The 14,044-nt window shown below is 73.4% G+C and carries 11 protein-coding genes; all 11 read left to right on the top strand.

The window, feature by feature from the left end; genetic code table 11:
• Positions 1 to 1,267, top strand: a 1,267-nt coding sequence (locus I5Q34_RS28255; RefSeq protein WP_199895286.1) for an aldehyde dehydrogenase, incomplete at its 5' end; no start/stop codon positions are given.
• 41 nt (positions 1,268 to 1,308) lie between these two features.
• The gene (locus I5Q34_RS28250; RefSeq protein WP_199895285.1) at positions 1,309 to 1,971 is read left to right on the top strand and encodes a GntR family transcriptional regulator; all 663 of its coding nucleotides are present in this window, start codon (positions 1,309 to 1,311) and stop codon (positions 1,969 to 1,971) included.
• A 442-nt stretch (positions 1,972 to 2,413) separates the two neighbouring features.
• Positions 2,414 to 5,344, top strand: a complete 2,931-nt coding sequence (locus I5Q34_RS35620) for an AfsR/SARP family transcriptional regulator (RefSeq protein WP_199895284.1) — start codon at positions 2,414 to 2,416, stop codon at positions 5,342 to 5,344.
• 280 nt (positions 5,345 to 5,624) lie between these two features.
• Positions 5,625 to 6,605 (top strand): L-tyrosine/L-tryptophan isonitrile synthase family protein, encoded by a 981-nt coding sequence (locus I5Q34_RS28240; RefSeq protein WP_199895283.1) that lies wholly within the window; start codon positions 5,625 to 5,627, stop codon positions 6,603 to 6,605.
• An 18-nt stretch (positions 6,606 to 6,623) separates the two neighbouring features.
• The gene (locus tag I5Q34_RS28235; protein WP_199895282.1) at positions 6,624 to 7,484 is read left to right on the top strand and encodes a TauD/TfdA family dioxygenase; all 861 of its coding nucleotides are present in this window, start codon (positions 6,624 to 6,626) and stop codon (positions 7,482 to 7,484) included.
• On the top strand, positions 7,484 to 9,001 hold the full coding sequence (locus I5Q34_RS28230; protein ID WP_234429673.1) for a 4-hydroxyphenylacetate 3-hydroxylase family protein: 1,518 nt from the start codon (positions 7,484 to 7,486) through the stop codon (positions 8,999 to 9,001). Before I5Q34_RS28235 ends, I5Q34_RS28230 begins: the two co-directional genes overlap by 1 nt.
• Before the next feature lie 22 nt (positions 9,002 to 9,023).
• A complete protein-coding gene (gene asnB, locus I5Q34_RS28225; RefSeq protein WP_199895280.1) occupies positions 9,024 to 10,898 on the top strand; it encodes an asparagine synthase (glutamine-hydrolyzing) in 1,875 nt (624 codons plus the stop codon).
• Positions 10,898 to 11,872: a quinone oxidoreductase gene (locus tag I5Q34_RS28220; RefSeq protein WP_199895279.1), complete on the top strand. Its 975-nt coding sequence runs from the start codon at positions 10,898 to 10,900 to the stop codon at positions 11,870 to 11,872. Before asnB ends, I5Q34_RS28220 begins: the two co-directional genes overlap by 1 nt.
• A gap of 29 nt (positions 11,873 to 11,901) precedes the next feature.
• On the top strand, positions 11,902 to 12,768 hold the full coding sequence (locus I5Q34_RS28215) for a catechol 1,2-dioxygenase (protein ID WP_199895278.1): 867 nt from the start codon (positions 11,902 to 11,904) through the stop codon (positions 12,766 to 12,768).
• Between the two features lie 84 nt (positions 12,769 to 12,852).
• On the top strand, positions 12,853 to 13,410 hold the full coding sequence (locus I5Q34_RS28210) for a flavin reductase family protein (RefSeq protein WP_199895277.1): 558 nt from the start codon (positions 12,853 to 12,855) through the stop codon (positions 13,408 to 13,410).
• Positions 13,407 to 13,934 (top strand): TerD family protein, encoded by a 528-nt coding sequence (locus I5Q34_RS28205; protein ID WP_199895276.1) that lies wholly within the window; start codon positions 13,407 to 13,409, stop codon positions 13,932 to 13,934. Before I5Q34_RS28210 ends, I5Q34_RS28205 begins: the two co-directional genes overlap by 4 nt.
• Positions 13,935 to 14,044 lie beyond the last annotated feature (110 nt).

The raw sequence follows: 14,044 nt of genomic DNA, 5'->3' as shown, positions 1-14,044 counted from the left end.
CGCCCGTGGCCCAGGCGGCCTGGGCGGCGCGGCCGCCCGCAGCGCCGCCCTCGGCCGGGCCGCCGCCGCGATCGAGGACGCGGCCGGCGAACTGGCCGCGCTGACCGTCCGCGAGGTCGGCAAACCGCTGACCGAGGCCCGCGCCGAAGTCGCCCGGACCGCCGCGATCTGGCGCTACTACGCCCAGTTCCCCTACGAGCCCACCGGCACCGTCCACGAGAGCGCGGACGGCGCGGGGCTGCTGCTCACCCGCCGCCGCCCGCACGGCGTCGCCGGGCTGATCACCCCATGGAACTTCCCGCTGGCCGTGCCCAGTTGGAAGGCGGCACCGGCACTCGCCGCAGGCAACGCCGTCGTCCTCAAACCGGCCCCGCAGGCCACCGCCTGCGCCCTGCTCCTCGCGGAAACCCTCCAAAGCGCCCTGCCGGACGGGCTGTTCGCGGTCGTCCCAGGCGGAGTCGAGGAGGGCACCGCCCTCGTCGGCACGGCCGACGCCGTCTCCTTCACCGGCTCCACCGCCGTCGGCGCCACGGTCGCGGGCGCCGCCACCGCGCGCGGCATCCCCGTCCAGGCCGAGACCGGCGGCCTCAACGCGGCCGTCGTCCTCCCGGACGCCGACATCGGCCGCGCCGCCGCCCACATCGCCTCGGCACTCGCCGGGTACGCCGGCCAGAAGTGCACCGCCACCAGCAGGGTCATCGCGGTCGGCGCGGCCATGGAGCCGCTGCGGGCCGCCCTGGCAAAGGAGTTGGGGGATCTCCCGGTCGGCGACCCCGCCGACCCGGCGACCGTCTGCGGACCGCTGATCTCCGCCGCCGCCCGCGACCGGGTCCGCGAGGCCGCCGCGGGCCTGCCCGTCGTCGCCGGCGGCACCGCGCCCGACGCGCCGGGCTGGTACACGGCCCCGCTCCTGGTGGAGGCGCCCCACGGCCACCGGCTGCTGCGCGAGGAAGTGTTCGGGCCCGTCGCCGCCCTGCTGCCCGCCCGTGACCTCGAAGAGGCCGTCCGCCTCAACAACGCCGTGCCGTACGGGCTGGTCACCTCGGTGCACACGGCCGGGCTGGACGCGGTGCTGCACGTCCTCGACCGGCTCGACACCGGGATGATCCGCGTCAACGCCTCCTCGGCGGGCGTCGACTTCCACCTGCCGTTCGGCGGCGCCAAGTCCTCCGGCCACGGACCCCGCGAACAGGGCCGCACCGCCCTGGAGTTCTACACCGCGGGCCGCACCTACACCCTCGCCCCGGCGGCCGGAAAGGCAACGTGACATTGTACTCTGGGGGTTCCCCGGCCCACGGAGGGAACAGCATGGGGCGACTCCAGCGCCGCGCACCGATCACCACCACGGAACGCCTGCGCGACCAGGTGGCACACGCCCTGCGGGCCGCGCTGATCTCCGGTGAACTCCGGCCGGGCGAGGTGTACTCGGCGCCCGGCCTCGCGGAGGACTTCGGCATCTCCGCCACCCCCGTCCGCGAGGCGATGCTCGACCTGGCGCGCGAGGGCCTCGTCGAGCCCGTGCGCAACAAGGGCTTCCGGATCACCGAGGTCAACGAGCGCGACCTCGACCAGTACACCGAGATCCGGACGCTGATCGAGGTCCCCGTCACCGGCCGCGTCGCCCGCACCGCCGCCCGCGAGGACCTGGAGGCCCTCCGCCCGATCGCCGAGGAGATCGTGCGCGCCGCGCGCGACCACGACCTCATCGGCTACCTGGAGGCCGACCGCCGCTTCCACCTCACCCTCCTCGGCCTCGCCGGCAACGAACGCCTGGTGGAGACCGTCGGCGACCTCCGCAAGCGCTCCCGCCTCTACGGCCTGACGGGCCTGGACGAGCGCGGCGAGCTCATCCCCTCCGCCGAGGAACACCTCGAACTCCTGGAACTGATGCTGGCGGGCGACGCCGAGGGCGCCGAGGCGTGCATGACGCGGCACCTGGGGCATGTGCGCTCGCTGTGGGCGCGGGACTGAGCGGCGGCGTTCAGGGCCGCATCGCCTCCCGCGCCCGTACCGACCGGCGGGGCTGTGTGACCTGCGTCTCCCCGTCCCCGCCGGCCGGCGTGGGCGCGGCAGCTCGTCCCGCGCCGCGTGGCCGAGGATCCGCAGGTCCTCCGCGAACCGCTCCAGATGCCCGGCCGGCAGCGGCGCGACGAAACAGCGGCGGATGTTCTCCACCTGGACCCTGACCGATCCCGCACTCCTCTCCTCACGCGGGGTCCTGCCCGGCGCCCTTCGCGCGGACCCCGGACCGGATGTGACCGGGCCGGCATGCCCTGCCGCCGGACGGCGGCGCGCAAGTGGAACGAGTCACACCACGCAGACCCTAAGGTTGTCGTTCTGACCATTGTTCCGAATCACGAACGGCAGTGCGCGCACGTCCACCTCGTGCGGCCAGCAGAAAGGCGGTCCTGCGGTGGAGGCTCCGCGCGTCCGGTTCAAGGTGCTCGGACCCCTGGAGGTCGTCGCCGACGGCCGCCCGCTGCCGCTCGGCGGATCGAAGCAACGGACCCTGCTGGCCACCCTCCTCGTGCACGCCAACACCCCCGTCCCCGGGGAGCGCCTGTGCGACGCGGTCTGGGGCGAGAACCCCCCGGCGTCCGCCCAGGCCAACATCCGCAGCTACGTCGCCGCGCTGCGCAGGGTGCTCAACAAGGCAGCGGGGGAGGACCGGTTGAGCATGGGCCACCGCGGCTACGAACTGCGTGTGCGCCCCGACGAGATGGACCTGCACCGCTTCGAGAGCCTGACCGAACGCGGCCGCGCCGCCCTCGCCACCGGCGAACACCGCGCCGCCGCCGGACATCTGGGACGGGCCCTGGACCTGTGGCGCGGCGACGCCTTCGACCGCGTCGCCCACCACGAGACCCTGCACATCGAGGCCGCCCGCCTGGAGGAGTCCCGCCTCGTCGCCTTCGAGAGCTACGCCGAGGCCCGCCTCGCGCTCGGCGAACACCTCGAAACCGTCGCCATGCTGCAGGCCCGGACGGCCCGTCACCCGCTGCGCGAATCGCTGTGGGCCAAGCTGATGCTCGCCCAGTACCGCTGCGGCCGCCCCGGCGACGCGCTCACCTCCTACACCCTCGCCCGCGCCGCCCTCCGCGACGAGCTCGGCCTGGAACCCGGCGCCGAACTGCGCCGCCTGCACCGCGCCGTCCTCACCCGCGACCCCGCCCTCGGCGAGACCCCCGCCCCCGTGGCCCCCGCGCGCACCGGCCCGGCCTGGCGGACCGTCAGTCAACTCCCGCTCGACACACCCGACTTCACCGGACGGCACCTCGTCATGTCGCGCGCCGCCGCCCTCCTGGAACCGGCCGCCGGCGCCGGCGCCGCCCCCTCGCCGACCACCACCCCCGTCATCGTCCTCACCGGCCCCTCCGGCACCGGCAAGACCGCCCTCGCCACCCGCCTCGCCCACCTGCTGCGCCACGCCTTCCCCGACGGCCAGCTCTTCCTGCGCCTCGACGGCGCCCGCGGCACCCGCCGCCCGCCCGGCGCGCTCCTGTCCGACCTGCTGCTCAGCCTCGGCGTCGCCGGTTCCTCCCTGCCCGAGGCGACCGTCGACCGCGCGGCGATGTTCCGCTCGCTGCTGTGCGGCCGTCAGGTCCTGCTGCTGCTCGACGACGCCCGCGACGAGGAGCAGATCCGTCCCCTGCTGCCCGGCTCCTCCCGCAGCGCCGTCCTGGTCACCAGCATCGCACGGCTCGACGGGCTGGACGGCGCGCACGTCATCGACGTCCCCCCGTTCGACGGCGAGGAGGCGCAGGCCCTGCTCCGCCGGCTCACCGACTGCCGCCGCCTGGACGCCGAACCCGCCGCCGCCCGGCGGGTGCTGGACGCCTGCGCCGGACTCCCGCTCGCCCTGCGCCTGGCCGGCGCCCGCCTCGCCGCCCACCCCGACCTGCCGCTCGGCGACCTCGCGGACGCCCTCGAAGCCGAACGCACGGAGGGCGATGTCGTGCGCGCCGCTGCCGCCGCCGGCTACCAGGGCCTCGGCCCCGACGCCGCCTGGGCGTTCCGGGCCATCGGCCTGCTCCCCTCACCCGAGTTCCCCGGCTGGATCCTCGCCGCCCTGCTCGACGCACCCGACACCGACCGCTGCGCCGACGCCCTGCTCGACGCCCACCTCATACAGGTCGCCGGCATCGACGCCCAGGGACAGCCGCGCTACCGCATGCACGACGCCCTGCACGCCTACGCCGCCGAACGCGCCGCGACCGAGGAACCCCCCGCCTGGCGGTGCGCCGCCGTCGCCCGCGTCCTGGACGGCTGGCTCCTGCGGCTGCGCACGGCCGGCGACCGGCTCGTGCGCGGCGGACCCGCCGACCTCGTCCGCGGCGGCACGGTCGACCCGTTCGGCTGGCTGGAGAGCGAACGCACCAACCTGGTCACCGCCGTCGAGTTCGCCGCCGACTCCGGCTACGGAGCCCAGGCCGCCGCCCTCGCCGCCGCCATGGAGGACGTCTGCCACCTGCGCAACTGGTGGGACGAATGGGAACGCGTGGCCCGGGCCGCCCGCGGCCGCGCCACCGCCGACGACGACCCCGTCGCCGCCGCCGTCGCCCAGGGCTCCCTCGCCCGCGCCGCCGCCGCCCGCGGCCGTGTGGACGACGCCGCCGTCCGCTTCGCCGCCGCCATCGAACAACTCGACGCGCTCGGCGAGGAACACCACGCCGCCCTGCTGCGCGTCCACCGCAGCTTCGCCGTCGCCGACCGCGGCATGGCCGAACTCGCCTACCGGGACGCCGAGTCGGCGGCCGCCGTCCTCGAACGCCTCGGTGACGCCCATGGCCACATCACCGCCCTGCGCAGCCTCGGCTACGCCCTGGTGTGCCGGCAGCGCGAGGCCGAGGCCGTCGAAGCGGGGGAGGCGGCCCTGGCCGCGGCCGAGCGCCTCGGCCACCCGCTCGTGCTCGCCGACGTCCTCCAGCTGCTGGCCGTCGCCGAGATCGGCCACGGCCGCTTCGGCCGCGCCGCCCGCCACCTGCACCGGGCCCTGGCCGAGTACCGGCTGCTGCGCCACCGGCCCGGCGAGGCGTACACCCTGCTGACCATGGGCCGGCTGCACGTCGGCCTAGGACCCGACCAGGCGCCGCGCGCGCTGGGCCCGCTCGGCGAGGCGGCCGCCGTCTTCACGGAGCTCGGCGAGCTGCGGGGCGAGGCGCTCGCGCACTACTGGCTCGGCAGGACGCATGCGGCCCTGGGCGACCCGGCCCGCGCGGCCGGTCACTTCACGGAGGCGCTGGCCGGCTTCCGGCGCCTGCGGATGCCGGTGTGGATGGAGCGGGCGCGGCTGGAGCTGGATGCGGCGCAGCGGGCCGTGGGGGCGGTGGTCGGCGCGTCCTGACGCGCCGTCGGGGTTTTCTCCCCGGCCCCGCCCTTTCACCGTTTCTCGCGCGCTCCGCGCGGTTTGTCCTCAAACGCCGGACGGGCTATTTCAGCCCGTCCGGCGTTTGAGGACGAACGCGGCGCAGTCGCGTTGCACCCCGCGCGGAGCGCGCGAGAAACGGTGAAAGGGCGGGGCCGGGGCACAAACCCTACCCCGGCACCGCCCTCCCGTCGCACTCTTGTGCGTTTCTCATGCGCTCACAGAGCACCGTGGTCCCCAGTCCACGAAGGGAGGCGCGGTGTCCGATCACGCCGCACCCGATAGCGCCGTATCCGGCAACGAAGAGGCGGCCGTCCGCGTGGTCCGGGAGATCCTGGCCCACCAGCGCAGGATGCGCGACGGCGGCTGCGAGGGCGACGTCTGCCCGAAGTGTGCCGCACATCACCTGGACGCGGTCCGCGCGTTCATCGACAGCGGCCGGCCCATCGAGTTCGTCCTGCCGGCGTTCCCGACGAAGTCCCCCAACCCCGCCAAGGTCCTGGGCCCCGTGCCCGACCTGGCCGAGGAACTCGCCCTGCGGTTCCTCGACTCCCTGTGCGAGCGCATCGCCGGGATCCACCCGCCCGGGGCCGTCATCCGGATCTGCTCCGACGGACGGGTCTTCAACGACCTGCTCGGCGTCCGGGACGAGGACGTCACCGCCTACGTCACCGGCATAGACCGGATGATCAAGGACATCGGTGCGACGCACCTGGAGCAGTTCACTCTCGACGACGTCTACACCGGCTCCGGCCACGAGGACATGCGCGACATGCTCTCCGCCGGCTACGCCCCCACCGTCGAGGAACTCCGCGAGGAAGTACGGGCCGGCGGCGCCCCCCTCGCCATGTACCGCGGCATCACCCGCTTCATGCTGGAGGACCTGTCCGGCCCGCAGTGGACCGGCACCCGCTCCGCCCTCCAGCGCAAGTGCCGCGACCTCGCCTACCGGGTCATCCAGCGCAGCCGGGCCTGGGGTGACCTGCTCGTCAAGCTCTTCCCCACGGCCGTGCGCCTGTCGATCCACCCCCAGCCGTGCTCGACGGAGAAGATCGGCATCCTGCTCGCCGAGACCCCCGACGCCTGGCTCACCCCCTGGCACAGCGTCGCGGTCGACACCGGCGACGGCTTCACCCTGATGAAACGCGCCGAGGCCGAGGAGGCCGGCGCCGTCCTCACCCATGTCGACGGCCGCCCCAGCCACTACACCCTCGCCCCCGCCGCGTCCCGGGCCGCCTGAACACCCATGGAGACCACCATGAGCACCGACCGCGCAGCACTCACCGACACCCGGTGGGCCATCGAGCCCGTCAGCCCCTTCGGCCTGGCGCTCCGCGCCACCGCCCCCGGCACGCACGTCGGCGACGTCCCCGTCGAGGCCCTGCGCTCCCTCGTCCGGGAGCACCACCTCGTCCTCCTCCGCGGCTTCGAATCCTTCGACGCCTCCGAGCAGTTCTCCGCGTACTGCGAGAACTGGGGCGAGCTCGCCCAGTGGCCCTTCGGCACCGTCCTCGAACTCGTCGAGAAGGAACAGCCCGAGGACCACATCTTCGACTCCAGCTACATGCCCATGCACTGGGACGGCATGTACCGCGACCACATACCGGAGTTCCAGGTCTTCCAGTGCGTCCACGCCCCCGGCGTCGACAACGGCGGCGAGACCACCTTCTCCCACACCCCCCGGGTGCTGGAGCGCACCGACCCCGCCGTCGTCGAGCGATGGTCGAAGGTCACCGGCACCTACCACCGGGCCATGGAGTTCTACGACAGCGTCACCGTCTCGCCGATCGTGACCGCCCACCCGGTCACCGGTACCCCCGTCATCCGCTACAACGAGCCCACCGCCGCGGACGACGCGGGCTTCGTCAACCACCCCGACCTGACGTTCACCGGGCTCGACGACGACGGCATCGCCGAGACGCACCGCACCCTGCGAGCCGCCCTCTACGACCCGGAGCACCTGTACGCCCACGCCTGGCAGACCGGCGACCTGGTGTTCACCGACAACTACACGCTCCTGCACGGCCGCAACGCCTTCACCAGCGGCGCCCCCCGCCACCTGCGCCGCGTCCAGGTGCACGGCACCCCGCCGCTGGCCAACCCCGGGCTGGTGAAGTGATGAACTCCACCACCAACGCCCTGATGACGGGCGACAGCTACCTCGAGTCCCTGCGCGACGGCCGCAACGTCTTCCTCGACGGCGAACGCGTCAAGGACGTCACCCGGCACCCCGCCTTCCGCAACTCCGCCCTGTCGGTGGCCCGGCTCTACGACGCGCTGCACGACCCCGCCACCGCCGACGTCCTCACCGGCGTCGACGACCAGGGCATCCGCACCCACAAGTTCTTCAAGCCCAGCCGCTCCGCGGCCGAACTCGCCGAGGCGGGCGAGGCCATCGCCACCTGGTCGCGGATGGGCTACGGATTCCTCGGCCGCACCCCCGAGTACAAGGCCGCCTTCATGTCGGGCCTCGGCGTCAACGCCGACTACTACGGGCCGTACGCCGACAACGCCCGCTCCTGGTACCGGGAGTTCGCGAGCAAGGCGCTCTTCCTCAACCACGTCCTGATCAACCCGCCGGTGGACCGCAAGCGGGCCATCCACGACATGGAGGACGTCTTCGTGCACGCCGTGCGCGAGACGGACGCCGGCGTCGTCGTCAGCGGCGCCAAGATGCTGGCCACCGGATCGGCGATCACCAACGCCGGTTTCGTCGCCCCCGTCGGCTCCGCCGCCCTCGCCCCCGGCAAGGCCGAGGCGTTCGCCATCGTCTTCCTCGTCCGCATGGACAACCCCGGCGTCAAGCTCATCTGCCGCACCCCGTACGCCAACCAGCACGCCACCCCGTACGACGCGCCGCTCAGCAGCCGCTTCGACGAGAACGACGCCGTCCTCATCCTCGACGAGGCCCTGATCCCCTGGGAGGACATCCTCGTCTACCGGGACATCAAGCGGGCCACCGGCTTCTACGCCACCTCCGGATTCGCCAACCTCTACAACTACCAGAACGGGATCCGCCTCGGCGTCAAGCTGGAACTGATGGCCGGGCTCCTCGCCCGCGGCACCCGGGCCAACGGCACCGACGAGTTCCGCGGCGTCCAGGCCGCCGTCGGCGAGGTCATCACCATGCGGCACATGGTCGGCGCCCTCACCTCCGCCATGGCCCACGACCCCGAGCCCGGCAGCGGCGGAACCGTCGTCCCCCGCCTCGAACACGCCTCCGCGATGCGGATGTACAACGCCCAGATCTGGGCCCGCGTCCACGAGATCTTCGAGACCACCCTCGGCGGCGCCCCCCTCGCGGTGCCCTCCGGCGCCCGCGACCTGGCCAACCCCGAACTGCGGCCGCTCATCGACCGGTTCTACCGCGGCTCGGAGACCAGCGCCCAGGAGCGGATCAAGCTCCTCAAGCTGTGCTGGGACGCCATCGGCACCGAGTTCGGCGGACGCCACGAACTCTACGAGCGCAACTACTCGGGCAACGGCGAACAGATCCGCCTCGACGCCCTCAAGTGGTCCACCCGGCGCGGCGGCCTCGCCCGCTACGAGGCCCTCGTGCAGGACTGCCTCGACGACTACGACCTCGACGGCTGGCGCAGGGGCCCCTGGGAGACCCCCGGCCGCACCGACCGCTGAACGACCGACAACGGAGCAAACCATGTGCGGCATCACCGGATGGGTCGCGTTCTCCCGTGACCTGTCCCAGCAGTCCCCGGTCGTCGGCGCCATGACCGACACCCTGGACCACCGCGGACCCGACGCCCGCGGCCTGTGGCTCGGCACCCACGCCGCCCTCGGCCACCGGCGGCTGTCCATCATCGACCTCGAACACGGCACCCAGCCGATGCTCACCCCGGAACAGGGCCCCGACGGCCTGCCCCGCGCGGTGATCTCCTACGGCGGCGAGATCTACAACTTCCGCGAGCTGCGCGAGGAACTCGCCCTCCTCGGCCACAAGTTCACCACCCGCAGCGACACCGAGGTCGCCCTGCGCGGCTACCTCCAGTGGGGCGCGGACCTCGTCCACCGCCTCAACGGCATGTACTCCCTGGCCATCTGGGACACCGCCCGCGAGGAACTCCTCCTCGTCCGCGACCGCCTCGGCGTCAAGCCCCTCTTCTACTACCCGACCGACGACGGCGTCCTCTTCGGCTCCGAGCCCAAGGCCATCCTCGCCAACCCGCTCGCCCGGGCCCGCGCCGGCGGCGAGGAACTGTGCGACGCCCTGCTGTTCCTCCGTACCCCCGGCCGCGTCCCCTTCCGCGGCATGCACGAGGTCAAGCCCGGCCACCTGCTGCGCGTCGGCCGCGACGGCATCCGCGAGGAGCGCTACTGGCGCCTTGCATCCCGCCCCCACACCGACGACCTGAAGACCACGATCGCCACCGTCCGCGACCTGCTGGACGACATCGTCCCCCGGCAGATGATCGCCGACGTGCCGCTGGTCTCCCTGCTGTCGGGCGGACTCGACTCCAGCACCGTCACCGCGCTCGCCGCCCGCACCCGCGCCGCCGAGGGCGCACAACTGTCCACCTTCTCGGTCGACTTCACCGGCCACACCGAGAACTTCCGGGCCGACGCCGTCCGCCCCACCCCGGACGGCCCCTACGCCCGCGAGGTCGCCCGGCACGTGTCCAGCGACCACCACATGATCACCCTGGACCGGGACCGGCTCCTCGACCCGGCCGTCCGCAAGGCCGTCCTCGGCGCCTGGGACCTCCCGTTCAACTTCGCCGACCTGGACGTCTCCCTCTACCTGCTGTTCGCCGCCGTCCGCGAACACGCCACCGTCGCCCTGTCCGGCGAGGGCGCCGACGAGGTCTTCGGCGGCTACCTCTGGTTCTCCGACCCCGGCGCCCGCGCCGCCGAGACCTTCCCCTGGCTCAAGCTCGGCGCCCACCGCGGCCTCGACCCCCGCTCGCTGTTCCACCCCTGGTTCATCGACGGCATCGACCTCGCCGAGTACGAGGCCGACCTCTACCGCACCGCCCTCGCCGAAGTGCCGCTGCTGGACGGTGAGAACGCTGCGGACCGCCGCACCCGCGAACTCGGCCACCTCACCCTCACCCGCTGGCTGCCCATCCTCCTCGACAAGAAGGACCGCATGGGCATGGCCAGTGGCCTCGAAGGCCGGGTCCCGTTCTGCGACCACCGCCTCGTCGAGTACGTCTTCAACGTCCCCTGGGAGATGAAGAACTTCGGCGGCCAGGAGAAGGCCCTGCTGCGCGCGGCCGCCGCCGACCTCCTCCCCGAATCGGTGCTGCGCCGCAAGAAGGCCGCCTACCCCTCGATCCAGGACCCCGCCTACGACCGGGCCCTGATCACGGGCCTGGCCACCGCCGCCGACGGCGAGGCCGGCGCACCGCTTGCCCCGTTCCTCGACGGCGGCGCCGTCCGCCGCCTCACCGACAAGACCGCCGAGGGCAGCCTCTCCGAGTTCGAGCGGATCCTCGTCGAATCCACCTCGCGCATGGACGACTGGCTGCGCACCTACCAGGTCGAACTGACCGGAGTGAAGGGAACCGAGCAGTAATGCACGCGATCGAGATCCGGGAGACCGGCGGACCCGAGGTTCAGCTCTACGTCGAGAAGCCCGACCCCGAGGCGCCCGGCGAGGGCCAGATCCTCGTCGAACTCGCCGCCGCCGGCGTCAACTTCATCGACCTCTACCGCCGCGAAGGCCGCTATCCGCTGCCCGTGCCATGCGTACCGGGGGAGGAGGGCTCGGGCACCGTCCTGGCCGTCGGCCCCGGGGTGACGAGGTTCCGGCCCGGCGACCGCGTCGCCTGGACGACCGTCCTCGGCAGCTACGCCACCCGCGTCCTCGTCCCCGAGGAGAAGGCCATCGTCGTCCCCGACGACATCGACCTGCGCACCGCCGGCGGCGTCCTCGTGCACGGCATGACCGCCCACTTCCTCGCCCACGACTCCTACCCGGCCCGCGAGGGCGAGACGGTCCTCGTCCACGCCGCCGCGGGCGGCGTCGGGCAGCTGCTCGTCCAGATGCTCAAGCGGCGCGGCGTGCGCGTCATCGGCACCGTCTCCACCGAGGAGAAGGAGAAGCTCGCCCGCGCCCACGGCGCCGACGAGGTCATCCGCTACACCGGGACCGACGGCCTGGCCGGCGAGGTCCGCCGGCTCACCGGCGGCGAGGGCGTCCACGCCGTCTACGACGGCGTCGGCGCGGCCACCTTCGACGCGAGCCTCGACTCGCTGCGCACCCGCGGCACCCTCGTCCTGTATGGCGGCGCCAGCGGCGCGGTGCCCCCGGTCGACGTGATGCGGCTGCTGTGGGGCGGCTCGCTCACCCTCACCCGCCCCTACCTGGAGCACTTCCGGGCCACCACCGAGGAGTTCGAGCGGCGCGCCGGGGAGGTCTTCGCCGGCATCGCCGACGGCACCCTGCGCTTCACCGTCGCCGGCACCTACCCGCTGGCCGAGGCCCACCGCGCGCACACCGACCTCGCCTCCCGCAGCACCACCGGAAAGCTGCTGCTCGTCCCGTAAGCCCCGCGTCCCACAAGGAGGTTCATGCCATGGGAGACATCGTCGGCGCCGGTCTGCTCTCGCACGCGCCCGTCATCATGTTCCCCGAGCCCGCCCGCATCGAGGCCAACGGAGGCGGCGACTTCACCCTCGCCACCGGCCTGCAGGAGCTGCGGCGCGAGGTGTTCGACACCACCGAGTACGACACGGTCATCGTCCTCGACTCGCACTGGGCCACCACCACCGAGGCGGTGATCACCGCCCACCCGCGCCGCCAGGGCCTGTTCACCTCGGACGAGATGCCCGCCGCGATCAGCCGCCTGCCGTACGACCTGCCCGGCGACCCCGAACTGGCCCGCGCCGCCGCGGACCTCGCCGAGAAGCGCGGCGTCTGGCTCCAGTCGAACGACGACCCGTACCTGCCCATCCACTACGCCACCCTCAACCTCTGGACGTACCTCGGACGGCCCGGCACCCCCTGGCTGTCGGTCTCCGTCTGCCAGACCGCGACCGACGAGGACTTCCTGCGGATCGGCGAGATCCTCGGCGAAGCCGTCCGCGGCCTCGACCGCAAGGTCCTGCTCCTCGCCTCCGGCGGCCTCTCCCACCGCTTCTGGCCACTGGCCGAACTGCGCGACCGGATGGCGGGGGACCCGGCCAACATCGTCACCCCCGAGGCCCGCGAGGCCGACGAACAGCGCCTCGCCTGGCTGGAGGAGGGCCGGCACGACCGGGTCATCGCCACGATGCCCGACTACCACCGCTTCGCCCCCGAAGCCCGCTTCGGCCACTACCTGATGCTGGCCGGAGCCCTCGGCGGACGGCGATTCACGGGCAAGGGACGCCGCTTCGGCTCCTACGAGAACGGGATCGGGACGGGCCAGGCACACGTCTGGTTCCCCGTCGGACAGCCCTGACGAACAGCAGGCCGCCGGACGGACCGCACCCCGGCCCGTCCGGCGGCCGCGTCATCGCGACCCCGTTCCTCCGAAGGGAGCAGCATGACCACGACCACCATCGATCCCCGTCAACTGCGCACCTGCCTGGGCCACTTCGCGACCGGCGTCACGGTCGTCACCTGCGAGGCCGGCGGGGCCCCGCACGGCGCCACGGTCAACTCCTTCACCTCCGTCTCCATGGACCCGCCGCTGGTGCTGGTCTCGCTCCACCGCGACAGCAGGGCCGCCCGCCTCCTGGCGGACCGGCCGTTCACGGTGAACGTGCTCGCCGAGGAACAGGCCCTGCTCGCCCGCCACTTCGCGGGCCGCGGAGCCGGTGAGCCCCGCTGGATCCCCTCGCCCGCCGGCCACGCCCCCCGGCTCGCCGGCTCCCTCGCCACCGTCTCCTGCACGCCCTGGGCCGCCCACGACGGGGGAGACCACCTGCTCTTCCTCGGCCGCGTCGAGGACTTCGCGGTCCACCGGGACGGACGCCCCCTGGTCTTCTACCAAGGGGAGTTCCAGCGGCTCGGCCTCGCGGGCGCGGTCTTCCGGCGGCGCCCCGCCGCGACGATGATGGACCCCACCAGCACCGAGGAACGGGGAGGCGACCGGCAGTGAGCGGTTTCGGCAAGGGCATCGAGACGGCCCAGGTACGGATGAAGTGGGACCCGGCCCCGTTCGGGGCCACGCCTCACGACCTCGACCTGATCGGCGCGGTCTACGCGACGGACGACCCGTACGGCCCGCTCCTCCAGATCGTCCACTTCGGCAGCCGCTCGACCGACGGCACGGTCTTCCTGAACCGGGACAGCCGCACGGGCCAGGGCCTGGGCTGGGACGAGGTGATGACCATGGAGCTCTCCCGGATGCCGGGGACGAGCGGCCGCGTGGTGATCGGCGTGGCCGTCCGGCAGGCCGGCGGCGCACCCCTCCGCTTCGCCGACGTGGCGAACCCGCGGGCGCAGGTCGTGACCGGGTACGAGGTCCTGGCGGAGCACGACTTCAAAGAGGTCGCGGGGGCGACGGCGGCGACGGTCGCCGAGTTCGCCCGCGACGGGGCGGGCCTGTGGACGTTCCGTCCGGTGCTGCGGGGCTTCGACACGGATGCGGTGACGTTCGCGAAGAGGATGGGGGCGGCCTGAGGGGTTTGTGCCCCACCCCGCCCTTTCTCCCCCGGAGGGGGTGCCCCCAGTTTCTTCCGGGGCTCCGCCCCTCGGCCCGGCACCGCGCTCCGCGCGGTGAGCGGGGGCTC

It is taken from the genome of Streptomyces sp. AV19, from assembly GCF_015999245.1.
GTDB lineage: Bacteria > Actinomycetota > Actinomycetes > Streptomycetales > Streptomycetaceae > Streptomyces.
Note: the sequence above shows the minus strand (reverse complement) of the source record. Positions and strands in the feature narration are given on the sequence as shown.